At 72.1% G+C, this 23,873-nt stretch carries 20 protein-coding genes; 1 reads left to right on the top strand and 19 read right to left on the bottom strand.

The genetic code is table 11. The annotated features are described in order from the left end of the window. Positions 1 to 11 precede the first annotated feature (11 nt). The 13 genes from LRS74_RS01270 to LRS74_RS01210 all read right to left on the bottom strand — a co-directional run bounded on the left by LRS74_RS01270 (position 12) and on the right by LRS74_RS01210 (position 17,087). Positions 12 to 1,208, bottom strand: coding sequence for a 3-hydroxybenzoate 6-monooxygenase (locus tag LRS74_RS01270; protein ID WP_277739181.1), 1,197 nt, complete (start codon positions 1,206 to 1,208; stop codon positions 12 to 14). Continuing rightward, positions 1,205 to 3,196, bottom strand: coding sequence for an anthranilate synthase family protein (locus LRS74_RS01265; protein WP_277739180.1), 1,992 nt, complete (start codon positions 3,194 to 3,196; stop codon positions 1,205 to 1,207). Before LRS74_RS01265 ends, LRS74_RS01270 begins: the two co-directional genes overlap by 4 nt. Continuing rightward, positions 3,193 to 3,855, bottom strand: a complete 663-nt coding sequence (locus tag LRS74_RS01260; RefSeq protein WP_277739179.1) for an isochorismatase family protein — start codon at positions 3,853 to 3,855, stop codon at positions 3,193 to 3,195. The genes LRS74_RS01265 and LRS74_RS01260 overlap by 4 nt, the downstream gene beginning before the upstream one ends. A gap of 58 nt (positions 3,856 to 3,913) precedes the next feature. Beyond that, positions 3,914 to 4,690, bottom strand: a complete 777-nt coding sequence (locus LRS74_RS01255; RefSeq protein ID WP_277739178.1) for a 2,3-dihydro-2,3-dihydroxybenzoate dehydrogenase — start codon at positions 4,688 to 4,690, stop codon at positions 3,914 to 3,916. Positions 4,691 to 4,769: 79 nt separating this feature from the next. Then, positions 4,770 to 5,207, bottom strand: coding sequence for a DUF2834 domain-containing protein (locus LRS74_RS01250; protein ID WP_277739177.1), 438 nt, complete (start codon positions 5,205 to 5,207; stop codon positions 4,770 to 4,772). A gap of 33 nt (positions 5,208 to 5,240) precedes the next feature. Then, positions 5,241 to 6,773, bottom strand: coding sequence for an NAD(P)/FAD-dependent oxidoreductase (locus LRS74_RS01245; protein WP_277739176.1), 1,533 nt, complete (start codon positions 6,771 to 6,773; stop codon positions 5,241 to 5,243). Then, positions 6,770 to 7,666, bottom strand: coding sequence for a 1,4-dihydroxy-2-naphthoate polyprenyltransferase (locus LRS74_RS01240; RefSeq protein ID WP_277739175.1), 897 nt, complete (start codon positions 7,664 to 7,666; stop codon positions 6,770 to 6,772). The genes LRS74_RS01245 and LRS74_RS01240 overlap by 4 nt, the downstream gene beginning before the upstream one ends. Then, complete coding sequence (gene ubiG, locus LRS74_RS01235; protein ID WP_277739174.1) at positions 7,660 to 8,370, bottom strand: bifunctional 2-polyprenyl-6-hydroxyphenol methylase/3-demethylubiquinol 3-O-methyltransferase UbiG; 711 nt, start codon at positions 8,368 to 8,370, stop codon at positions 7,660 to 7,662. Before ubiG ends, LRS74_RS01240 begins: the two co-directional genes overlap by 7 nt. 42 nt (positions 8,371 to 8,412) lie before the next feature. Continuing rightward, complete coding sequence (locus LRS74_RS01230; RefSeq protein ID WP_277739173.1) at positions 8,413 to 9,519, bottom strand: polyprenyl synthetase family protein; 1,107 nt, start codon at positions 9,517 to 9,519, stop codon at positions 8,413 to 8,415. Positions 9,520 to 9,812: 293 nt separating this feature from the next. Beyond that, complete coding sequence (gene katG / locus LRS74_RS01225) at positions 9,813 to 12,002, bottom strand: catalase/peroxidase HPI (protein ID WP_277739172.1); 2,190 nt, start codon at positions 12,000 to 12,002, stop codon at positions 9,813 to 9,815. Between the two features lie 473 nt (positions 12,003 to 12,475). Beyond that, positions 12,476 to 14,038, bottom strand: coding sequence for a DUF4139 domain-containing protein (locus LRS74_RS01220; RefSeq protein ID WP_277739171.1), 1,563 nt, complete (start codon positions 14,036 to 14,038; stop codon positions 12,476 to 12,478). Positions 14,039 to 14,046: 8 nt separating this feature from the next. Further along, positions 14,047 to 16,263 (bottom strand): DUF4139 domain-containing protein, encoded by a 2,217-nt coding sequence (locus LRS74_RS01215; RefSeq protein WP_277739170.1) that lies wholly within the window; start codon positions 16,261 to 16,263, stop codon positions 14,047 to 14,049. Between the two features lie 272 nt (positions 16,264 to 16,535). Further along, complete coding sequence (locus LRS74_RS01210) at positions 16,536 to 17,087, bottom strand: nucleoside-triphosphatase (protein WP_277739169.1); 552 nt, start codon at positions 17,085 to 17,087, stop codon at positions 16,536 to 16,538. A 408-nt stretch (positions 17,088 to 17,495) separates the two neighbouring features. Between LRS74_RS01210 and LRS74_RS01205 the strand changes: the two genes are divergently transcribed. Further along, on the top strand, positions 17,496 to 18,353 hold the full coding sequence (locus tag LRS74_RS01205; RefSeq protein WP_277739168.1) for a universal stress protein: 858 nt from the start codon (positions 17,496 to 17,498) through the stop codon (positions 18,351 to 18,353). Positions 18,354 to 18,397: 44 nt separating this feature from the next. Here the strand turns inward: LRS74_RS01205 and LRS74_RS01200 are convergent, their stop codons facing one another. The 6 genes from LRS74_RS01200 to LRS74_RS01175 all read right to left on the bottom strand — a co-directional run bounded on the left by LRS74_RS01200 (position 18,398) and on the right by LRS74_RS01175 (position 23,767). Further along, positions 18,398 to 19,084 (bottom strand): CBS domain-containing protein, encoded by a 687-nt coding sequence (locus tag LRS74_RS01200; protein WP_277744553.1) that lies wholly within the window; start codon positions 19,082 to 19,084, stop codon positions 18,398 to 18,400. A gap of 122 nt (positions 19,085 to 19,206) precedes the next feature. Further along, complete coding sequence (locus LRS74_RS01195; protein WP_277739167.1) at positions 19,207 to 20,553, bottom strand: nickel-dependent hydrogenase large subunit; 1,347 nt, start codon at positions 20,551 to 20,553, stop codon at positions 19,207 to 19,209. Then, positions 20,550 to 21,338, bottom strand: a complete 789-nt coding sequence (locus LRS74_RS01190; RefSeq protein ID WP_277739166.1) for an oxidoreductase — start codon at positions 21,336 to 21,338, stop codon at positions 20,550 to 20,552. Before LRS74_RS01190 ends, LRS74_RS01195 begins: the two co-directional genes overlap by 4 nt. 1 nt (position 21,339) lies before the next feature. Beyond that, entirely contained in the window at positions 21,340 to 22,140 is an 801-nt protein-coding gene (locus LRS74_RS01185) for an FAD/NAD(P)-binding protein (RefSeq protein ID WP_277739165.1), read from the bottom strand. Beyond that, positions 22,137 to 22,592 (bottom strand): cyclic nucleotide-binding domain-containing protein, encoded by a 456-nt coding sequence (locus tag LRS74_RS01180; protein ID WP_277739164.1) that lies wholly within the window; start codon positions 22,590 to 22,592, stop codon positions 22,137 to 22,139. Before LRS74_RS01180 ends, LRS74_RS01185 begins: the two co-directional genes overlap by 4 nt. Beyond that, entirely contained in the window at positions 22,589 to 23,767 is a 1,179-nt protein-coding gene (locus tag LRS74_RS01175) for a 4Fe-4S dicluster domain-containing protein (RefSeq protein WP_277739163.1), read from the bottom strand. Before LRS74_RS01175 ends, LRS74_RS01180 begins: the two co-directional genes overlap by 4 nt. Between the last annotated feature and the right edge of the window lie 106 nt (positions 23,768 to 23,873).

Raw genomic sequence — 23,873 nt, 5'->3', positions numbered from 1 at the left:
GGCCGGTGCGGTCAGCAACGTTCCGCCCGGGCGAAGTCCTTGGCGCCGTGCAGCCAGGACACCTTGTCGTAGAGGTCGTCCTCGGTGAGCGAACGCAGCATCGCGTTGCGCTCCCGCGCCCTGCCTCCCGCGGGGTGGTAGAGCTGTGTGCCCATCTCCCTGGCCAGCAGTTGGGTCCGCGCGGTCCGCTCGCGCCGCGCGGCGTTGTATGTCTCCAGGCGTCGCGCCACGTCGTCGGCGGCGGCGGCCTCGGCGAGGACGTCGCCCAGGGCGACGGCGTCCTCCAGCGCCTGGCACGCACCCTGGGCGGCGTACTGGAGCATCGGGTGGGCCGCGTCGCCCATCAACGCGACCCGACCGTCGGTCCAGATGTCGACCGGATCCCGGTCGCACAGCACCCACTGCCGCCACTGCTCGCCCAACCCCAGCAGCAACCCGGCGGTGTCGCCCAGGTCCGGGAAGCGGCCACGGACGACATCCCGCCGCGTCGGACGTCCCGACACGGGCTCGCGGGCGCCGTCGTCCAGGATCGCGGCGAGGTTGAGATACCTGCCGCCGCCGATGATGTAGTGGACGAAGTGCCAGGCGGGGCCGGCCCACAGGGTCACCGCGTTCCACCGCAGCCGCCGCGGCACCTTCTCGATCGGTATCACCGAGCGGTAGATGGTGTGGCCGCAGACCCGGGGGGCGCCGTCGCCGACCAGGCGCGCGCGGACGGTCGAGCGGATGCCGTCGGCCCCCACGAGCAGGTCGCCGCCGAACGTCCGGCCGTCCGCCGTCGTCACGGTCACCCGTGCCGCGTCCTGGACGTACCCGTCCACGGACGCACCGGCGACGAGTTCGATGCCGTCGTCGGCCCGGCATGCCGAGAGCAGCGGGGTGTGGAGGTCACGGCGGTGCACCACGGCGTAGGGGTTGCCGAAGCGCCGCCGGTACCGTTCGGTGAGCGGCATGGCCACGAGCTTCTCGCCGGTCATGCCGTCCATCAGCCGGAGTTCGTCGACGAACACCGCCCGCGCGCGTACCTCCTGCCCCAGGCCCAGGAGGTTCAGGGCGTGGAAGGCGTTCGGGGCGAGCTGGATGCCCGCGCCGATCTCGGCGAAGACGTCCTCGCGTTCCAGGACGGTGACGTGGTGACCGCCTCGCGCGAGGGCGAGAGCGGTGGCGAGGCCGCCGATGCCGCCGCCTGCGATGAGTGCGTGGGTCATGTCGCCGGGCGTGTCCCTTCTCGGCCGGTGCCGCCGATCGGTGCCGGTGGACAGGGCTCGTGCGGGCGCAGCACCTGGGTGAGCAGCGAACCGATGATCCGGGGGCCGCCCTGGGTCAGTACGGACTCCGCGTGGAACTGCACCGAGGCCAGACGCCGCGCGCGCAGGGCGTGGACCTCACCGCTGTCCGGGTCCCTGCTCAGCGTCACCCGGCCGGCGTCGGGGTGCTCGATGACGTCCCGCCCCGCACATGCCGTGTACGTGTTGTAGAAGGCCACCCGCTCGCGCCGGCCGAACAGGTCGATCTCGCGCTGCACGCCCTGGTGGGGGATGCCGCGGCGGACCAGAGAGAGGCCGAGCAGCGCGCACAGCACCTGGTGGCTCAGACACACGGCCAGGAACGGGCGCCTCTCGGCCAGCAGCCGGCACACCGCCGACCTCAGGCGCGCGATCTTGGGGTCTCGTCGTCGGCCGGGGTCGCCCGGCCCCGGCCCCAGGACCACCAGGTCGTACGCCGCCGTGTCGTAGCCCGCGTCGAACCGGCGCACGCTCACCGCCATGCCCAGGGAGCGGACCTGGTGCGCGAGCATGGCCGTGAAGGAGTCCTCGGCGTCGACCACGAGGACCCGGCGCCCCGCCAGCTCGGCCGTGGCGCGGTCTGTGTCGTCCGGCCTGTCCAGCCAGAACCCCGCGACGCGGGCGTTGCGGCCCGCCAGCGCGGCCCTGACGGCGGGGTGGGTGGCGAAGCGGGTGGGCGCGGGCTCGGCGTGCGCGGGCTCGGCGTGCGCGGCGAGCAGCCCCGAGGCCTTCGCCCAGGTCTCCCGCGCCTCGGCCTCGGGGTCGGAGTGGCGCACCAGCGTCGACCCGACACCGATCCGCAGATGACCGTCGGCTGTGATGTCGGCCGTGCGGATCAGGATGGCGGAGTCGAGGGTCCGACTGCCGCCCGCGTCCCTCCCGACGAGGGCGGCGACCCCGCTGTAGTAGCCGCGTCCGGCCGGCTCGTGACGGCTGATCACCCTGGTGGCGTTCTCCAGCGGCGATCCGGTCACCGTCGGGGCGAGAAGCGTCTCTCGAAGGACCTCGCGCACGTCGCGGTCGGTGTGTCCCTCGATGAGGTACTCGGTGTGCGCGAGGTGCGCCATCTCCTTGAGGTACGGGCCGATCAGGCGTCCGCCGGAGCGGCAGATCCGGGCCATCATCTTCAGTTCCTCGTCGACGACCATGTACAGCTCGTCGGTTTCCTTCTGGTCCGTCAGGAAGGAGAGCACGCCGTCGAGCGTGGGACCGCCCGGGGGATAGCAGTACGTGCCGCTGATCGGGTTCATGACCGCGGTGCCCTCGCGCACGCTGATGTGCCGCTCGGGGGTCGCGCCCAGCAGGACGCGGTCGCCGGTGTGCACGAGGAACGTCCAGTAGGCGCCCCTCTCCCGCTCCAGGAGTCGACGGTAGAACGAGAGGGCGCCGGCCGCCGAGAAGCCCGGCAGCCACGCGGTGAAGGTGCGCTTGATCACGAAGTTCGAGCCCTGGCCGGCGCCGATCTCCTCGGCGATCACGCGCCGCACGATGTCCGCGTACGCCTGGTCGGAGACGTCGAAACCGTGCTGGTCGATCTTGACCGGTTCGTTCGGCAGCCGCGGGAGGATCTCGGCGAGCGGCAGGGTCTGGTGGTGGGTGACCGTCATCGCGATCAGTGGCTCACCGTCGTCGTGGGCGGTGAACCCCCGTTCGGTGATCTGCCGGTACGGGATCAGGGCGAGCAGTTCGGGTCCGCCGTGGGGGCAGGGGTGCGCCGGTTGCGGCAGGTCCGACAGGGTGGCGCAGTGGGCTGTTTCGGCCAGCAGCACCTCGACGGTGTCCGGGGTGGTGGCCTGCGGGCGGTGCAACAGGGCGAAGGCGGGCGCGGAGCCGTCCAGCACGCGGGCCAGCGGGTCACGGGTGTCGTCGGGGGCGTCCGTCCCCGCCGCGGGCGGGGGTTTTCCGGTCACCGCGCCTCCTGTGCCGTCCCGGCGGCCAGGGTGTCGCACAGGGACACCGTGGTGACGACGGCGGCGCACCGCTGGGCGGCGTACTCCAGGGCGAGCCGGTGGTGGTCGGCGGAGAAGTCGGCGACGGCGTCGGCCACCAGGAACGGCTGGATGTCGTGGGTGAAAGCGTCCACCGCGGTCATGAGCACACCGACGTGCGCGTAGACGCCGCACAGCACGAGTTGGTCGCGGCCGGTGGCCCGCATCCGCTCCAGCAGGTCCGTGTGGAAGAAGGCGCTGTAGCGCCACTTGGTGAGCCGCCAGTCGTCGGGGGCGGGTTCGAGGGGCGCGACGATCCGGTTGTCCTGCGGGGACGTGCGCATGCCGGCGCCCCAGAAGTCGGCCAGCAGACCCCGCTGCCGCGGTGTCATCCCGCCGGGCTGGGCGGTGAAGGCGACCGGGACACCGAGGCCGGCGCAGCGCTGCCGCAGCAGTGCCGTGTTGCGGATGAGGGGGGCGCCGGGTGAGGCGTCGCGCGGGAACGGCCTGAGGAAGTACTCCTGCATGTCGTGGACGAGCAGCACGGCACGCCGCGGGTCGGCCCGCCAGGCGACGACCGGCGCGGGGATGTCGTCCGGCAGGGGCAGGGGGTAGGGCTCGATGGAAGGTATGCCGGACATGTGATGGTCGGTCCTTTCGTGCTGTGCCGGCTGCGGTGGCCGGGTCGGGGGAGCGCGACTACATCGGGGCGCCGAGGGTCGCCCCTCCGTCGACGGTGAGCGCGTGCAGGGTGACCTGGGCGGCCTCCTCGGAGAGCAGGAAGCGGACGGCGTGGGCGACATCCCGTGGACGCGCCACCCTGCCCAGCGGGATGCCGGTCCGGAAGGCGGCCGGGCTGCCGGCGACGGAGGCGGCGGCCGTGTCACCGTCGGGGTGCATGCCGTGCAGCATCGGGGTGTCGGTGGAGCCGGGGGCGACGACGTTGCAGCGGATGTTGTGCCGCGCGACCTCCAGACCGAGGCATCGGGTGAAGGCGGTCGCCGCGGCCTTGGACGCGGCGTACGCGGCCATCCGGGTACGGGCGATGCCCGCGGCGTTCGACGCGACGGTGACGAGAGCTCCCTGCCGGCGGGGGATCATGCGGTTGGTCACCGCCCGGGACATGAGGAAGACGCCGGTGGTGTTGACCGCGAAGGTCGTGTGCCAGTCCTCGTCGCTGAGGTGTCGGGCCTCGCCGAGCCGGAGCACCCCGGCCGCGTTCACCAGGTAGTCGACCGGTCCCGTCTCCCGTTCCACCGTGTCCACCACCCCCTCGACGTCGACGGCCGAGGCGACGTCCGCCGCGTGGCCTCGTACGGACAGTCCGTCGGCGGTGAGCTTGTCGACCATGGCGGACAGCCGGTCGGGGTCCAGGTCGACGCCGACCACCGTGGTGCCCTCCTCGGCGAGCAGGCGGACCACGGCCGCTCCGATGCCGCCGGCCGCTCCGGTCACCAGAGCGATCCTGCCGTTCACACGGTCACCTCCGTCGTGGTGAGCGACTGATCAGCGGCCGGGGCGGCCGCGACGGGTGGGGCGAGCGCGATCCGCGGAGTCATCGCCGCGTCCCTCGCGTCGCCGCCGGGGCGGTGGTCGTGGCCGTGGGGCCGGACGCGGCGCCCGCGCCGTTCAACGCCGCGATCTTCACCTGGCGGACGCACATGAAGACGGAGAAACTCACGATCAGCGCCAGCACCGGGGCGCCGACGATGTACGCCCACACATGCCGGATGCCGAACCGCCGCGCCTCGCTGATCATGAACGCCCCGAGCGCCGCCCAGATCAGCACCAGGTCCGCGTAGATGAACCGGGATGCCGACGTGCGTGTCGCGTCGTCCAGGAAGTTCTCGACGACGCCGAGCGGTCCGGCGTCGGCGTTGCGTACGACGAAGACGACGGCCATCGTTCCCATGACGAGGCAGCCGCCGAGGGCGAAAAGCCCGTAGAGAACGCAGAGCGCGCGGTCCCTGCCCCGCACCTCACCCAGTCGCATGGCATCGGCCTCCAGGGGCCAGGTCCGGTCCGGTCATGGGGCGGCTCCGGATCGGACCCGGTCGTAGCGGTAGTCGTCGAGGTCGAAATGCCTGGCTCGCCAGGCCGCCTCATAGGTCGACGCCGGGCGGACAGCGGGTGCGTCGCCGCGCTCGTCGAAGTAGTAACTGTTCGCGGTCCGGCAACTGTCGTGGAAGAAGACCGTGTTCCGCTGCCGACGCAGCGTCCGGTGGAAGGACCTGTCGTGCTTCTCGGGCCGGACGACGGCCTGCGTGGCCCGCCGCCGCCGCGCCTCCCCGATCACCCGCAGCGCATGGGTGACCTGGTAGTCGATCATGCCGAACCAGGACCCTCCGGTGAAGGAGTACGGCCCGACGATGAACCAGAGGTTCGGGAAGCTCTTGACCGAACTGCCCTCGTACGTCTGGAAGCGCTCGGTCCTCCAGAACTCCCTCAGCTCCCGGCCGTCCAGGCCGTGCAGGGGGAAGGGCGGCAGGTTGTCCAGGACGCGGAACCCGGTGGCGAGGATCAACACGTCGAACCGCTGCTCGCCGCCGTCCGCCGTCACGATCCCGGTCTCGGTGATCCGCTCGATGGGTTCGGTGACGAGCCGCACGTTGTCACGGGTGAAGGTGCGCCAGTACCCCTTGCCGAACGACGGCCGCTTGCACCCGAGGCGATAGCGGGGCGCGAGCCTGTCCATCAGGTCGCGGTCTCCTCTGACCTGGGTGCGCAGATAGAGCCGGGAGAACGCCTCCCCGCCCCACACCAGGAAGGGGAACCGTCGGTAATGGATCATGGCGATGACGAAGCTGAGTTCCGTCACGGTGTCCGTGAGCAGCCGGATGGCGCGCTGGGTCCACGGGGCCGCCCCGAACAACGCGCGGACCGCCTCGGGCAACGGCAGATCGGGCTTCGGGAAGATCCAGGTGGGCGTGCGCTGGTACACATGGAGCCGCTCCACCACCGGGGCGATCTCGGGCACCAGTTGGATCGCCGAGGCGCCGGTGCCGATCACTCCCACGCGCCGCCCGGTGAGATCCAGCGAAGGATCCCATCGCGCCGTGTGCACGACGGTGCCCACGAACCGGTCGAACCCCTCGATGTCAGGCGCCTTCGGCTTGGTGAGCCACCCGGTGGCGCAGATGACGAACCGCGCGGTCGTCAAGGTGCCGTCCGCCAGGAAGACCTCCCAGACATGCTCCGTCTCGTGGTACTCGGCCCGCACGACCCGGGCGTTCAGCCGGAGCCGGGGCCGCAGACCGTACGCGCGGACACAGTGGTGCGCGTACGCCCTGAGCTCCTCGCCGGGAGGGAAGGCCCGCGACCAGGAGGCGAAGGGTTCGAAGGCGAAGGAGTAGGAGAAGGCGCTGATGTCCACGGCGATCCCGGGATACCGGTTGGCGTGCCATGAGCCGCCGACGTCGTCCTGCTCGTCCAACACCAGGAAGTTCTCGATGCCGGCCCGCAGCAGCCCGATCGCCGCGCCGATCCCGGAGAATCCGGCACCGATCACCAGCACCTCGTGTTCGGGTGTCTCCCGCGCTTCCCCTCCCCGGCCGGTCACAGCGCGACACCGGTCGCCAACAGGACCCCGAACACCAGCAGAAGCACACATGTGTGCTCCAGCACAGGTATCAGCTCGCCTCCGCGCGCCCCGCCCAGAACCCGGCGCACCGGGAGGACGGCGCACGGGACGGCGCCGAGCACGAGCAGCACCCAGGGCCGCCCGGCCGCGAGCGCCAGCGCGGAGGCGAAGGCCACCGCGACGCAGAGCACGTAGTACACGCGGGTGCGCCGGTCGCCCAGACGCACGGCGACGGTGATCTTCCCTGCCGCCGTGTCGGTCGGTATGTCGCGCAGATTGTTCGTCGTCAGCAGCGCGCAGGCGAGCAGTCCGATCGGCACGGACGCCCCCAGAGCGAGCAGGGGCACCCGGCCGAGCTGGATGTAGGCCGTGGCGCAGACGGCGATCACACCGTGGAAGAGGAAGATGCTGACGTCGCCGAGTGAGCGGTAGCCGTAGGGCCGGGAGCCGCCGGTGTAGAACCAGCCGCCGAGCGCGCACACCACCGCGAGTGCCAACAGCCACCAGGAGATCGTCACGGCCATGACCGCCGCGGCCAGGGCCGCGACACCATACAGAACGATGCCGGAGCGCAGGACCTGTCGGGGCGAGGCCAGCCCGGAGCCGACCAGCCGGACGGGGCCCACCCGGTGGTCGTCGGCCCCCCGCACCCCGTCGCTGTAGTCGTTGAAGAAGTTCGTGCCGAGCACGAAGCCCAGGGCGAACACCAGGGTGAGGGCGGTACGCCACCAGCTGATCCGCCCCAGCGAGGCGGCGGTCCCCATGCCCACCAGGATCGGCGCCAGGGTGACGGGCAGGGTCTTCAGTCGGGCGCCGACCAGCCAGTTGCGCACGGCGCGCCCGGCGGCCGGCGGTTCCGCGGCGGTCACCATTTCTCCCCCACGCCGAGATAGAGAACGCCGGTGGACCTGGTGCGGATCATGCGAACCCGTTCGCGTCGTCTGGCCAGATAGCGGAGCCCGTCACGCAGGTGCGGCCGCAGGCCGAACAGTCTCAGCTCCACGCCCTGCGACCTCGCGGTGCGGGTCAGCCGCTCTCGGTTGACGAAGAGCCGGTGGTCGTGGGTGCCGCGGGGAGGTCTGCCGGGCAGGGGCGCGTTCTCGGCGAGGGTGATGGCGACCAGCCGGGCCACTCTGGTGTCCGCGATGGTGTCGACGACCAACGTGCCCCCGGGGCGCAGCACCCGGCACGCCTCCGTCACCACCGCGAAGGGGTCCGGTACGTGTTCGAGGCACTGCCCCGCCGTGACGACGTCGAACGACTCGTCGGCGAACGGAAGTCGGGCCATGTCCGCCCTGGCGACCGCGTCGAACCCGTGGCGGGTCGCCTCCCTCAGCGACAGGGCCGACAGATCCACGCCGAAGACGCGATAGCCCTTGCCCGCGAGGTGGGGACCGAACAGCCCGCCCCCGCAGGCGATATCCAGCAGCCGCGCACGGTCGTGGTCGGCGACCGGAACGAAGTCGGCGCGGGCACGCGCGATCCAGCCCAGCGGGGCGAGCGGTCCTCGAGGATCCCACCATGTGTCGGCGAGATCGTCGTAATCGGTGATGAAATCGCTTCGGATTCCTGACACTGACCACCCTCCGGAATTCACCCGTCAACTCTCCTGGCCGGTTCACGGTCCGGTCACATGTCGCGTTCTCTGGCGCGTTGGCGAAGGCAGGGCGTCTGTTGTGGAAGGTGTGTCGCGGAGGTCACGGAGAGCGGGATGCTGGGAGGCGAAGGTGTCGACGAGGTCGCGCAGGCATTGTCGGGTGAACGGGGCGTGTCGCGCGGTTCCCGGATGGGATTCTATGGCGGACAGGGCGTCGACGATATGGCGTTGGGCCACGTCCGCGGCCCGGCTGATAGCGCCGGATTCCCGTACGACGGAAATCACCTCCTGGCACCGCTCGGTGGAAAGCGGCTGGTCGCGCAGGGCCGCGAGCAGGCGGTCCCGGTCGTCTTCGACGGCATAGATCACCGGGAGCGTGTAGACGCCGTTGATGATGTCTTTCGCCGGCTGCTTTCCCGTTTCCCGGCTACAGATGTCGAGAATGTCGTCCCAGATCTGGAACGCCATGCCGAGGTTGTGTCCGAAACTCTCCAGTGCCTGCTGGGCGTCCCCGCTCGTGCCCGACTGCAGGGCTCCCATCGTGGCTGCCGTCCGCAGAAGGCGCGCGGTCTTGCCCGAGATGGCGGTGAAGTAGTCCTGTTCGGTGCGGAGGGGGTCGTAGAGCTGGCTCGATTCGAGCATCTGCCCCACGCACATGTCGACGAGCGTCTCCGCCATGGCCGTCATGCGGGACGCGCCGAGCGACGCCGCGGTCTGCATGCAGCGCGCGAGGAGGTAATCGCCGGCGAGCAGCGCGATGGCGTCGCCGAATTTCGCGTTGACGCTGGGTCTTCCACGCCTCACCTGCGCCTCGTCGATCAGGTCGTCGTGGTAGAGCGTGGCGATGTGCAGCGTCTCCACGACCGCGGCTCCCTCGATGACGCGCTGGTGCGTGGAGCCGCTCCTTTCGGACTCCAGGAAATACGAGGAAAGCAGCACGAGAGTCGGTCTGAGAAGGCGCCCGGTATGCTCCACGGCATACATGACCGGCCCCTGTATCCGGTGGTCCGGCGGATTCACCAGGGAGCGGAGTGATTCTCTGACCCGGGCCAGGTCCTCTTGGAGTCGTTGCCGGGTCTGAGTGATTCCATCATCGCGCGGAGAATGATCCCTGACAGGAGCCGACATTCACGCTTCCTCCCCCCGAGTCCCCGTGAAGTGCGCAACAGATTAGAAGAGCCCCCATGGACGCACCAGAGTCCGGTTCGTCGGATGGGTATGGGACGGGGACTTTCCGGATCCGTTCTCACCGATCGCACGGCGGATTTCCGGCATACGGGATACAAGGTGTGATCTATTGCGCGGTCTGTCACCCGCCCATGATGGGGTGTGATTCAGATCACACTCTCCCCTCGCCGTCGTGACCTCATGCCCCGCGGATGTCCCGGTCGGTCGATACGCGGCCGACCGGGACAGTGGGCTCAGCGGAGGTCGAACCGATCGAGGTTCATGACCTTGTCCCACGCGGCCACGAAGTCACGCACGAACTTCTCTTCCGCGTCCTCGGACGCGTAGACCTCCGAGACGGCTCGGAGCTGTGAGTGCGAACCGAAGACGAGGTCCACGGCGGTGGCGGTCCACTTGACCTCGTCCGTGGCGCGATCCCGACCCTCGAACACGTTCTCAGACGAAGTCGCCGCCTTCCACGTCGTGCCCATGTCGAGCAGGTTGACGAAGAAGTCGTTGGTCAACGCCTCCGGGCGATGGGTGAGGGCGCCGTGCGGGGAACGCCGGAAGCCGGTGTTCAGGGCCCGCATGCCGCCGATCAGAACCGTCATCTCGGGAGCGGTCAGTGACAACAGGTTGGCGCGGTCCAGGAGGAGAGTCTCCGGCGACAGCTGCTCTCCCGCCCGAAGGTAGTTGCGGAACCCGTCCGCCCGGGGTTCGAGCACGGAGAACGACTCCACGTCGGTCTGCTCCTGCGAGGCGTCCGTGCGCCCCGGGGCGAACGGGACGGTGATGTCGTGGCCCGCGTTCTTGGCGGCTTGTTCGACGGCCGCGCATCCGCCCAGGACGATCAGGTCGGCGAGGGACACCTTCTTTCCGCCGGCCTGCGAGCCGTTGAAGTCCTGCTGGAGCCGTTCGAGGGTCCGCAGGGTCTCGACGACCTCGGGCAGGTCGTTGACCTCCCAGTCCTTCTGCGGCGCGAGCCGGATCCGTGCTCCGTTGGCCCCGCCGCGCTTGTCGGTGCCGCGGAAGCTGGCCGCCGCCGCCCACGCGGTGGTGACCAACTGGGCGATGGAGAGCCCCGAGGCGAGGATCCTGCGCTTGAGGTCGGCGATGTCCTCGTCCGCGACCAGCTCGTGATCGACCGCGGGTACGGGGTCCTGCCACAGCTGCGGCTCGGGGACCCACGGACCGAGGTACCGCGGGATGGGGCCCATGTCGCGGTGCAGCAGCTTGTACCACGCCTTGGCGAAGGCCAGCGCGAGCTCTTCCGGGTTCTCGTGGAACCTCCTGGCGATCGGCCCGTAGATCGGGTCCATCCGCAGCGCGAGGTCCGTCGTCAGCATCATGGGAGCGTGACTCTTCGACGGGTCGTGAGCGTCAGGCACGGTGCCCTGGGCCGACGGGTCCGTGGGAGTCCACTGCTTCGCACCCGCGGGGCTCGTCGTCAGCTCCCAGTCGTACCTGAACAGGTTGTCCAGGTAACCGTTGTCCCACCGCGTCGGCTCGGTGGTCCACGCGCCCTCGAGCCCACTGGTGAGCGCGTCGGCGCCCTTGCCGCTGCCGTAGGTGTTCCGCCAGCCGAGGCCCTGCTGTTCCAGGGGGCTGGCCTCGGGTTCCGGGCCGACGTACCTGGGGTCGACCGCGCCGTGACACTTGCCGAACGTATGGCCGCCGACGATGAGCGCGACCGTCTCCTCGTCGTTCATCGCCATCCGCCCGAACGTCTCGCGAATGTCCCTGGCGGCGGCCAGGGGATCCGGGTTGCCGTTGGGCCCCTCCGGGTTGACGTAGATCAGGCCCATCTGCACGGCGCCGAAAGGACTGGCGAGCGCCCTGTCGTCGCTGTACCGCTCATCTCCGAGCCATGTGTCCTCGGGACCCCAGAAGATCTCCTCGGCTTCCCAGATGTCCTCCCGCCCGAAGCCGAACCCGAACGTCTTGAAACCCATCGACTCCATGGCGCAGTTGCCGGCGAAGACCAGAAGATCGGCCCAGGAGATCTTCCGGCCGTACTTCCGCTTCACCGGCCAGAGCAGACGGCGTGCCTTGTCGAGGCTCGCGTTGTCCGGCCAACTGTTGAGGGGGGCGAAGCGCTGAGCACCGGAGCCGCCCCCGCCCCGGCCGTCGGCGATGCGGTACGTGCCCGCGGCATGCCAACTCATCCGGATGAAGAGCGGCCCGTAGTGACCGTAGTCGGCCGGCCACCAGTCCTGGGACGCGGTCATCACCGCGAAGACGTCCTGCTTCAGGGCATCGAGGTCGAGGGTCGCGAACTCCTTCGCGTAGTCGAAGTCCTCGCCCAGGGGATTGGAGCGGGACGAGTGCTGGTGGAGAACCTGAAGGTCCAGCTGGTTCGGCCACCAGTCCCGGTTCGTCTTGGGGCGAGTCGGTGTGGGGGTCGGGGAGGAGATTGCCGGATTCTCGCTTTCGCTGGCGGACACGTCCGTCCTCTTTCCGTCTCGGTGCTTCCTTCTGCGGGCCGCTGCTCTTGAGGTTGTGCGCGTTGCCGGTGTCGGGCACCGCGACCCGCGCAGCGCGCCGTGGCGCCCGCCGACGGGAAACGCCTGCCAGGCCCGCGGCGGTCGACGCGGAGCCGACGGCCGGCGAGAACCCTTCTCACGCGCGACGCCGATGATGGTGCCTGATTCCGCTTCCGTATGGTCGCGCACCGCGGACCGCGCGGCGGCGAGAACACGCAGAGCACGCCGCGTAACCGGGACCCGAAGTCTCCACCCGTTCGGGCCGGCTCCACGGTTGACGAATCCTCCGGCCTCTGAGCGCCGCGAGAGGACGGCGGCCTTGTCCGATCATCATGCTCGACCCGCCGACGCGAGAAGCGGAAGCGGGTGTTCGTATGCTCGCCGTCGAGGTCGTTCCCGACGGCGATGCGGCGGTGCGCGGCGGACCGCCGAACTCAGAGCCCGACGACCGTGCCTTTCGCCGACAGCTCGTAGACCAGGGTGACCGTGCGCCGGCTACCGGGCGGGAGGGGCACGTCCCAGCGGACGATGCCTTCGGCGTCGACCAGGTCGGGCGCGGGGGAGCAGGCATCCTCGCGCAGGCGTACCTCCACCGACGAGATCTCGGAGACCGGGATCCGCTCCCGCAGGACGACCACCCGTTCGTCGTGCTCCCCGGGGGCGGAGAACCGGGACAGGTGGAGCCGGACCGTGCGGGTGACCACGGTCCGCTGGGTGATTCCGGCGAGGTCGCGGGACTCCTCGGCATGCCGGACCACCCGGTGGTCGTCGCGGCTGCCGAAGGCGAGCTCGACAGGTGCTCCGGGAGCGGTGAAGTCCAGCGTGCCGCGGCCGCTGAACCCACCGCCGCGAACCAGGTCCACGGGACCGGCGAGCAGCGCGTGGCCGGACAGGTTGTCGAACCGCGCCACCTGGGTGACCAGCGGGGACAGCTCGGGTGAGCAGGCGTACTCGCTGCTCGCGGCCGTGGTGAAGGCGGAGAGCGGCACCCGGTGGGCGCGGCCGTCCCCGGGCACGGAGACCGGTGAGGGGGAGTGCAGCACCTGGGTCTCGCCGCCGTCGTCCACCCCCGGCAGGCCGAGCACCGGGGTCGGGCCGAGGCCCCCGATCTCCTCCTCGCGCAGCTCGACGTCGACCGTGCGGCGCTCCGCGGCGGAGCGGTCCTCGAGCGTCAGCCGGTCCTCGCCCAGCCGCGGCGGATCCGTGGCCAGCGCCGACCGGGCCGTGGACAGCGTCAGCCGGACGTCCGACCAGTCCTCGCCGGTGCGCTGCCAGACCATCGCGTCGGTCTCCAGCGTCAGGGAGTCCCCGTCGAGCACGGCCCGGTAGGCGGGCCGCCACAGCGCACACGGGATGAGGTGGCTCAGGCGCAGCCCGACCCGCCCCGCGACGGCGGACTCCACGGTCAGCTCGACATGGCCGACCAACTCGGCGGGCTCCCCCTCGGAGAGGTCCACGGCCCGCTGGACCTCGTGCCGTTCGGCGGCGAGGGCTGCCAGCCGGGCGTCCACGGCGCGGAGTTGCTCGCCGTACGTGTCGCGTTCGTCGTCCACGCGGTCCAGTTCGCGGGCCCAGCGGGAGCTTTCGGACTCCCCGGAGCCGGCGCCTTCGCCGATCTCCCGCAGCAGATCGGCGGCGAGGCGGCCGAGCAGGTCGAGGCGGGAGTGCAGCCGATCGCGTCGCCGCCCCAGGGCGATCCGCTCCTCTTCGAGCGTGTGCAGGCGGTGGTGCGGGGTGGAGTCGTCGTCGGTGGACGACGGCGGCCCGGGCGGCGTCCAGCCGCGGACGATCCGTACGTCGAGCACGGTCGCCGGGTGATCGGCGGTCAACTCGGCATGGAGGGTACGGTCGACGGCCAGCGCACTGACCGGTCCCAGACGCAGCCGCTGGACCCCGGCCTCCAGGTCGAGCACGGCGGCGCGCTCGATGTGGGCGCGATCCTCCAGACAGGTGACGGCGGTGACGGGCAGGGCGATCGGCTTCGGTGCCGTGGACATGGCGTGTGTCAGCTCCTGCGGTCGCCGCCGACCAGGGCCTTGCCGGCCGGGATGCGGATCTCGTAACCGCCGTCGAGGGCGGCGGTGCCGCCGGCGGACAGATCGATCCGCCAGAGGCGGGTGCCCGGGGCGTGGTGCTCGGACCCGGGGCCGTCCTCGGGTGCCGTCCAGTCGGCCCGTTCCTCGATCCGGACGTCCGGTTCGGAGGTGACCGGCACCCGCTCGCGGACCTCGACGGTGACGGGCCTCGCCAGCCGGTTGGCCAGCTCCACATGGACCCGGTGGTCCAGCACGGTGGTGGTGTTGCGCAGGCCCGAGGTCGACTCGCGCAGATGCGTACGGCGGGTGACCCGGACGCCCTCCGCCGGCCCCAGCCCCACCCGACGGACACCACCGGGCGCGAGCGTGGGCAGAGCGGTGGTCAGCAGGAAGTCGTCGTCGACGGTGACCTCCACCGGGCCGGCCAACAGCGCCTGGTCGGTGGGGTTGGAGAGGACCAACGTCGCGTACACGGTCTGCTCCACGGACGGCACGCAGAGGTACTCGGTGCGCAGACCGACCGGAATCTCGGCGACGGTGAGGGTGTGCCACGTGCCGTCCGACGGAATGTCGGCCCGCGCGGTGGCGTCGAAGCGGTGGTCGAAGGAACCCGCCGACTCCCGGGGGCGCACGGCGTGCCCGGGCAGCGGCAGCGCGGCCACCGCTTCGGCGCGGCGGCGGTACTCGGCCGCCACCGCGTCGAAGGGGGAGTCGGGAAACAGCCGACCTCTGCGGTCGCCCCGCTCGTCGGGGCCGCACAGGGCGAGGGCGGCGTAGTCGAGCTCGGCGCCGCTCGGCTGTGGCGGACCGGCCGCCGGTGTCGGGGGCGGCGGTGGCGGTGGCGCGGCCGCCCTGGGAGCGGCGGGTGCGGAGGGCGCCATGACGCCAGGTGCCATGGGGGCAGGTGCGGCGGGCGCTATGGGGGCGGGTGCGGCCGGTGAGGCAGGTGCCATGGGGGCCGGTGCGGCCGGTGCGGCAGGTGCCATGGCGGGGGGAGGCCCCGCGAAGGACCTGTTGCCGGCGCCCGGCCTGCCCGCCGGTCGTGACCGGACCGGCTGCGCGAGGTCGGGCATGCCGCCGCCGAAGACGTCGGGGGAGACGCCGTCCGTGCCGCCGGGAACCGGGAGCGCGGCGGGCGGGCCGCCGTAGCCCTGTGGCACCGGCGGTGGTGGCGGCGGAAAGGGGCCGGGCGCCGGGCCTCCCGCGGCGGCCACGGCCGCGTAGTCGGCTCCGGCGACCGCGGGTGCGCCGGTCGGAGCAGGGCGAGGGCCTGCCACGTCGTACCCCGAGAACAGGTCCGCGAGGCCCGCCGGGGGCTCGCGCCAGCCGGCGGGCGCGGGGGCGGGCTGCCGGCGTCCGATCCGGAGCGAGCGGAGCCTCGGCAGGTCGGAGCGGCGCCGCAGGTCGGCGGTGGCCAGGCCGACGCGCACGCCGGTCCAGTCCTCGCCGGTGCGCTGGGCGACCGCCGCGCGCAGCACCAGACGGCCGCTGTCGTCTCCCTGGCGGTGGGTGAGACGGTAGGCGGGCACCCAGACGGCGCCCGGCACCCCGTACTCCAGCTCCACGCCCACCTCCGCGCCACCGGCGCCGTCGAGGGTCAGCAGCGCGGAGACCGTGGTCTCCACATGCGCTGACGGTGCGTCGGTGGAAGCGCGGGCTAGTCCGTCCGTGGCGACGGCGAGCTCGTGCTCGACGCGACGCAGTGCCTCCTCCAGCTCGACGAGGCGTGCGTGCAGCCGTGTCAGCCGCTCGTCGACGAAGTCGGCGAGTCCCAGCCACGCGTCGACCGGGGTGCGGCGGTGCGGGTCCTCACGCCCGCGGGCCGGCGGGACCGGCCGCAGCGCCCTGATCTCCTCGATGAGGTTCAGCTGCCGGTCCCGGCGCCCCAGCGCCGCCGCGTACTCGTCGCGCAGCCGCTCGACCTCGCGCCGCGCCGCGTGGGGCGTGCCGGTGCCGAGTGGCGCGGCCTCGACGTCCACGCGGGCCTCGGTGACACGCACCTCGGGGGCGCCAAGGGGGCGGGCCCGCAGCGAGCCCATGTCCAGCGAACGGGGCAGTCCCGTCACCCGCACTCGGCCGTCCGGCGGCACGCTGCCCCGGGCCAGACGCCGGCAGACCGCGCCCTGCGCGTACACCACGACCGAATCGAGGGACGACTCCCACCTCTGTGCCGTCGCAGCCGTCATGTGCTCCGCCCCCCGCCGATCCGTGCTGAGCGAAGCCTACGCCCGAGCGGTCCGCCCCTCCGCGTCGCGGCCCGGTGCCGGTGGCCGCCTCCCGGTACGGTCGAGGCGGATGCGCGTCCGACGGGGTCGGGGAAGTCGCCCTCGCCCTCATGGAGATGGTCGAGGGGCGCCCGGCGGCGTCGGGTTCCGCCACGCCACGTCGAGATCCTCGGGAATCGGTCCGGCACCCTCGTTCACGCGTGGGCGTGGGGCGTGGGGCGTGATGCGGGGTGCTATGCCTCCAGCCGTGCCGCGAGCTCCCCGGGCAGCGCGTCCCGGTTGCGCGCCGTCACCTGGACCAGCTCGACGCCCGCGCGCCGCTTGAGGGCGTCGGTGAACGGGTCGTGGTGGGCGTGCACGGTGGCGACGACGTCGATGCCGGCCGTGAACAGGTCCCCCACAGCCTCCCGGAAAGCGGAGCTGGACAGTTCCATCCGGCCCAGCTCGTCGATGAGCGCGAGATCCCCGGGCGCGGGGTTTCGCGACAGTGGGGCGAGGGCCGACAGCGCCAGATCGTCCATGACGCGTGGATCGACACCGTACCGGCCGACACGCGGCGGCCCGGGGAAGGTGACGTGCGCGAGCACGGCCCGCCTGCCGTCCAGCGTCTCCAGCGCGAAACCCACCCGGGCGGTGCCCTCCCGGATCTCCTCCGTCGTGAAACCGACGGGCGTGCGGGTGCGCAGCAGGGCGGCGAGCCGCCGCACGGCGGTCGTCTTGCCCACACCCGGGCGTCCCTCGAGCAGGATCCTTGTCGGCATCGCGTCCTCAGAGCGTGCGTTCACGGGCCTCCTCCGCGAGCGTCTCGCGGGACGGGGCGACAGCGACGACGACCTCATCGCCGCCACTCCTCCCTCCCGTCCCCTTACCTCGATGGTGCACGCTCTCGGCGCGACACGGCGGGCGGTGGGAGGGGCCGCCGACGTGTTCATCGGCGAGTCGATGGTGTACGGGTGGCGCACGCTGAACGCCTGGAGCGCCAGCGGCCTCGTCTTCGAGCGCACCGCCCGCATCGGCCGCCGCGTGCCCGAGGCGCTGGTGCCCGCCGTATGGGAGTACGAAGATGCGGCGGAAATCGGCGCCGTCGCCACACCTGCCGCAGGGACGACACGGGTCCGAACGCCTGACCGCATGCGACGACCTTCGAGGTGGGGTATTTCTCGAAGGGCGGAGACACGAGAGAGGCGGTCGCCATGGAGCCAGTCGTCACCGTAGGTCTGGACGGTTCCCCCGAGAGCCTGGCCGCCGCGCGCTGGGCGGCCGTCGAGGCCGCACGGCGCGGGCTGGGGCTGCGGCTGCTCCACGCGTGGGTCCTCCTCGCGGCGGCCGCCGACGTCGAGAGCGTGCGGGACCAGAACTACTGGGCGAGGCGGATCGTCCACGACGCGCACCAGGAGCTGCGGCGGCGCTGGCCCGACCTGGCCATCGAGGAGGAGCTGGTGCAGGAGGACGCCGCCGCCGCTGTGCTGCGGGCCGCCTCGGACTCGGAGCTGACGGTGCTCGGCTCACGCGGCCTGGAACCGCTGGAGAGCTTCTTCCTCGGGGACACCGGCATGTACATCGTGGCGCGGGCGGAGCGGCCGGTGGTCCTGGTGAGGGCCGGCACGCCCGACCGCGAACGCCCCGTGGCAGACGGCGGGGAGGTGGTGGCCGGAGTGGGTCTGAGCGGCTCCTGCGACGAGCTGCTGGAGTTCGCCTTCGCCGCGGCCGCCGCGCGAGACGTGCCGCTGCGCGCGGTGCACGGCCGCGCCCTCCCCGTCCAGGCGTACGTGCCCTGGGGCGTCGACCCCGACGTGTCCAAGGAGCTCGCGGACGAGGCGCAACAGGAGCTCGACCAGGCGCTGCGCCCCTGGCGAGAGCGGTTCGCCGACGTGCGGGTGATCGACGACGTGCGGCTGGAGAGCGCCGCCAAGGCGGTCGTACGAGCGGCGGCGGACGCCGCACTGCTGGTCGTCGGCCGTCGCCGACACCGGGTGTCCCGCCTCGGCCCGGTGGCACACGCGGCCGTCCACCATGTCGCCTGCCCGGTCGCCGTGGTGCCGCACAGCTGAGCCGCGAGGCCGGGCGACCGGGCGGGGGACGGCGGCCGAGGCTTTCAGGCCGGCTGTTCGGTGTCCTGTGGGGACCCCTCCGCCGGAGCCGGGCCCGTCATCTCGTTCACGAAGTCCACGACGCCCTCCACGGCGCGGATCAGGCGGGCCGCCACGGGGACGAGGGAGATGTCGCCGATCTGGCCGCTCAGGGTCACCACGCCCTCCCGCACGGTCACCCGGATCGGCCGCTCCGGATCGGGGAAGACAGCGCGGACCACCTCCCGGCGCACCTCCTCCTCGATCTCCTCGTCCGGTCGCAGGAAGACCTTCAGCAGATCGATGCGGCTGACGATGCCCGTCAGGCGTCCCTCGTCGTCCACCACGGGAAGCCGCTTGATGTGCCGGTGGGTCATGACGCGCGCGGTCTCCGCCAGCGTCGCGTTCGCGTGCACGGTGACGGCGGGGGTGCTCATGAGCTCGCCGGCGGTGACCGCCCCCGCCTTGGTGAGTTCGGGAAGCCGGCTCAGCTGCTCGTAGCGGGTCGGGTCGCCGTCCCGGAAACCCTCCTTGGGCAGCAGATCGGCCTCCGAGACGACGCCGATCACCCTCCCCTCGCCCGCCAGCACCGGCAGGGCACTGACCTTCCACCGTGCCAGGGTCTCGACGATCTCCTTGAACGTCGCGTCGCGCCCGACGGCGACGACGGTCTGTGTCATCACATCGCTCACGATGTGCGGGGCGCCATGCACGATGTCCTCCTTCCACGGTGCCTCCACCACCATGGTCGGCCCACCGCCGCGTGCCGGGGAGAGCCGAGCGGCCCTCCGACCCGACGACCCGGCCCGGCCGGCTCCGCGTGGCCACAGGTCGCTCACGCTCGGCGGCGCCGTTCGACGGTCAGGTCCAGGAAGTGGGCCGAGCAGGAGATACAGGGGTCGTGGTTGCGGACGGCGCGTTCACACAGCCGGGTCAGCTCGGCGTCGGTGGCCTCCCCCCGTTCCAGCCGGTCCTGGACGACCCGGCGCAGGTCCTCCTCGATGGCGCCCTGGTTCTGGGCCGTGGGCGGGACGAGGCAGGCGTCGGTGACGACCCCTTCGCGGTCGAGCGTGTAGCGGTGGTAGAGGGTGCCGCGGGGCGCCTCGGAGGCGCCGTGGCCCGTTCCGGGCCGGGGGCGGACGTCCACGGCGGGGCGCGGCGGACGCTCGTAGGAGCCGATCAGACGCAGCGCCTCCTCCACGGCGTAGAGGACCTCGACGGCCCGTACGACGATGCTGCGGAAGGGGTTGCGGCAGATCTCCCCGGACGCGGGGTCGGCGAGTCCGGCGGACGTCGCGGCCTCACGGACGGCAGGGGGGAGCAGGTGACCGCTGATGGCGTACCGGGCCAGCGCGCCCGTGAGGTGCCGTCCGCCGTCCAGCCGGGCCTGGAGCGCGGTGGAGTGGGGCACCTGCTCCTCGACGACGCGGGCGGGGAAGTCGGCCAGGGGGAACGTGCGCGGGCCGGCCCCGTCGCCATGGGGCAGCACGGTGGGGGTTCCTGCCTCGATGGCGTAGGTGTCCGGTGCGGCCAGGGCGAACAGGTCGGCGTCGCACTCGGCGTCGGGGAAGTCGAAGCCGGCCACCCAGGCCACGGTCGCCAGCGCGTCGTCGCGGGCCTGTCGCAGGCGCTCGGCCAGCGGGCGCAGCTCACCGGGGGTGGGAACGTGGTGGAAGCCGCCGACCCGGACGTTGATCGGGTGGATGGCCCGTCCGCCGAGGACCTCCATGACGGTGTTGCCGGCCTGCTTCAGCCGCAGACCCCGTTCGACCTCGTCCCGGTGGCTCCGGGCCAGCTCGACGGCGCTGTCGCAGCCGAGGAAGTCGGGTGCGTGCAGCAGATGGATGTGCAGGGTCTGGCTCTCGATCCACTCCCCGCAGTACAACAGCCTCCGCAGCGCGGCCAGTGGTCCGTCGACCGTGATGCCGCAGACGTCCTCGATCGCCTGGCAGGCGCTCGTCTGATAGGCGACCGGGCAGATGCCGCACACGCGCGAGGTGAGGTCCGGGGTCTCGGTGTGCCGTCGTCCGCGGAGGAAGGCCTCGAAGAAGCGCGGCGGTTCGTAGATCCTCAAGCGGGCCTCGGTGACGGTGCCGTCGTCGATCCGCAGCCGCACCGCGCCTTCACCCTCGACGCGCGCGAGCGCGCCGACGCGCACCGTGCGCGAACCGCCGTGTGTCATGAGCGCTCCTCCCCCTCGCTCGGCTCGATCGCGGCGAAGTCGTTGACGTTGAAGGTGTGCAGGAACCGCCGGACGTCCTCGTCGCTCATGCCCTCGCTGCGCAGCAGGGGGATCATCGCGGGCATGTTGGTCGAGCCCGACGGCCCGAAGCACCCGTAGCAGCCGCGTCCGTAGGCCGGGCACAGCGCTCCGCATCCGGCATGGGTCACGGGTCCCAGACAGGGGGTGCCGTGCGCCACGGGGAGGCACACGGTGCCGCGCCGCTTGCAGGCGAAGCAGACGCTGTGATCGGGGATGTCGGGGCGACGGCCGGCGAGGAAGGCGGTGATCACCTCCAGGAGCTGCCCGCGGTCGATGGGGCAGCCGCGCAGTTCGAAGTCGACGGGGACATGGGCCGAGATGGGCGTGGAGGTGGCCAGGGTCTGGATGTACTCGGGTTCGGCGTAGACGACCGCCTGGAACTCGGCGACGTCGGCGAAGTTGCGCAGGGCCTGCACACCGCCCGCCGTCGCGCAGGCCCCGATGGTCACCAGGTGGCGGGAGTCGGCGCGGATCCGGCGGACCCGTTCGAGGTGCTCGGGGGTGGAGACCGAGCCCTCGACGAGCGACAGGTCGTACGGTCCGGGGCGGATGTCGCTCGACGCCTCCACGAAGTGGGCGATCTCCACCTCGGCCGCCAGCGGGAGCAGCTCGTCCTCGCAGTCCAGCAGGGTGAGCTGACAGCCGTCGCAGGAGGCGAACTTGAACACGCCGAGCCGGGGTCGGGGGCGTGGGGGATCGGCCATGTCAGAGCTCCCGCACCGCGAGCAGGGACGCGGCCTGGTCATAGCCGACGACCGGGCCGTCTCGGCACAGCAGCAGGGGACCGAGCTGGCAGTGGCCGCAGTGGCCGGTGGCGCAGTGCATGTTCCGCTCCAGGGAGACGCGGACGCGCTCCGCCGGGACGCCGCGGTGGAGCAGCTCGCGGGCGGTGGCGCGGATCATGACCTCGGGTCCGCAGACGAAGGCCGTGGTCTCCCGAGGGGAGAACGCGGCCTGGTCCAGGAGCGTGGTCACCACGCCGACATGGCCGCTCCACCCAGGCCCCGCCCGGTCCACCGTCACCCCGCAGTACGGCCGCCCCCAGCCGCCCAGTTCCTCTCGGTACAGCAGGTCCTCCGGGGTACGGGCGCCGATGAGGACGTTCAACCGTCCCCGGCCGCCCGGCGAGGACAACGCCGCCCGCACCAGCGGCCGCAGCGGGGCCAGGCCGATGCCGCCCGCCACCACGAGCAGGTCTCCTCCGTCGGCGGCCGACAGGTCCCAGCCGGTGCCGAAGGGGCCCCGCACGCCCACCCACGTCCCGGGGGCGGCCTCGCACAGGGCGCGGGAGACCGCGCCCACCCTGCGGACGGTGTGGGTGAGGGTGCCGTCGCGCAGGCCGGCGACGGACACCGGGATCTCGCCGACCCCGAACGCGTAGACCATGGCGAACTGGCCCGGGGAGAAGGACGGCAGTGCCTCGCCGACCGGGCACAGCTCGATCGTGCGGGTGTCCGAGGTCTCGGCTCGGTTGCTCACCACCCGGTAGGGAAGGGGGACGGTCACGGCTCCGGTTCGCTCCCGTACGGGCCGTAGAGGTCCAGCAGCCGGGTGCGGGCGGCGCGCAGCCGACGACCGATGACCTCCACGACGTAGCTGAGCAGCGCGTGGTCCAGCTCGGGGTCGCGCTCGCACAGGGAGAGGACCTCGGCCGCGTCGAACTCCCAGGCCCGCACCTGGCTCGTCGCCTCCGCGCCCAGGTGCCACTCGTGCGGCGGGCACACCCAGGACCAGCCCAGCAGCCGTCCCGGGCCCAGGGTCTCCACGACCACGGCCCGACGCCCGGGCACATGGATGTCCAGGCTGACGCTGCCGCTGCGGATCACCCAGAACCGGTTGGCCTTTCCGCCCTCCTCGAAGATGCGCGTGCCGGCGGGGAAGGACACCTCGCGGCTCAGCTCCATGAGCCGCCCGCGCGGGCCTTCGGGGACGGCGGCGAGCAGTCCGGTGCGCTTCACGTCGCCCTGTTCCTTCCTCCGGGCCGCCGGTCGAGGGCCTCCCGGTGCAGGGCGTGCGCCTCCTCGGTGATGTCGATGCCGACCGGGCACCACACGATGCAGCGGCCGCACCCCACGCAGCCGGAGCTGTCGAACTGGTCGTGCCAGGTGCCCAGTTTGTGGGTGAGCCACTGGCGGTAGCGGCTGCGCGAGGAGGAGCGCACCGAGCCGCCGGGCAGGTGGGTGAAGTCCAGGTCGTAGCAGGACTCCCAGCGGCGCCAGCGTTCGGCGTGGTCGCCGGTCAGGTCGGTGACGTCCTCCGTGGTGGTGCAGAAGCACGTCGGGCAGGCCATGGTGCAGTTGCCGCAGGTCAGGCAGCGGGCGGCGACATCGTCCCAGCGTTCGGCCTCCAGAGTGCCCGCCATGAGCGTCTGGAGGTTCACCGCGGGCATGGTGCGGCCCATCCGTCCGGCGGCGTCCGCCACGCTCTCCCGGGCTCTCGTACACGTGGCCTCGTCGGCGGGCCGCCGCGGCAGGTGGGCGAGCACCTCCGCACCCTCCATGGTCCCGGCGCGGGCCAGGAAGCGGTGGCCGGCCTCGTCCACCACCTCGGTCAGCGCCAGGTCGTAACCGGGTTGGGCGGCCGGACCGGTGCCCATGGAGACGCAGAAGCAGGTGGCGCCCGGTTCGGTGCACTCCACCACGAGGATGAAGGCGCCGGTCCGGCGCTCCCGGTAGGTCGCGTCCCGATGCCGGCCACCGATCATGACCCGGTCCTGGATCTGGATGGCCCGCAGGTCACAGGGGCGCACCCCGAGAAAGGCGAACGAGACGGGCTCCTGGCGCTCGGGACGGACCGTCATCTCGCCGTCCGCGCCGCGGTCGGCGGTCCACTGGCGCACCCGCTCGGGGTGCAGGAAGTTCTTCCACGACTGCGGGCCGGCGCTGTGGGCGAAGGCCGCGGCGTCGTCCCGCCGCCTCACACGGTAGCGGCCCGCCTCCAACTCCACGCCCCACCCGTAGGGCAGGGCGTCGGCGGAGTCCAGCTCGGCCAGCACGATGGCACCGTCCCGCAGGGTCGGCCCGATCACCGTCCGGCCCCGGGCGCGCAGCTCCCGCACCAGTGCCTCGATGCCTTCACGGTCCAGCACACAACCGGTGCGGCCGACGTCCGGCGGTGCCGTCGCGGAGGGCATGGCGTCTCTCCCGCTCGTTCCGAAGATCCGGGAATGCTGCTTCTCAGCCTGACCACACTTCTCGCGGCGCGCACGCGGAGTGCGCCGAGCGGCTGTCCCCTCCGGC

The organism is Streptomyces sp. LX-29, assembly GCF_029541745.1.
GTDB lineage: Bacteria > Actinomycetota > Actinomycetes > Streptomycetales > Streptomycetaceae > Streptomyces.
This window is presented reverse-complemented; position numbering and strand designations above follow the sequence as displayed.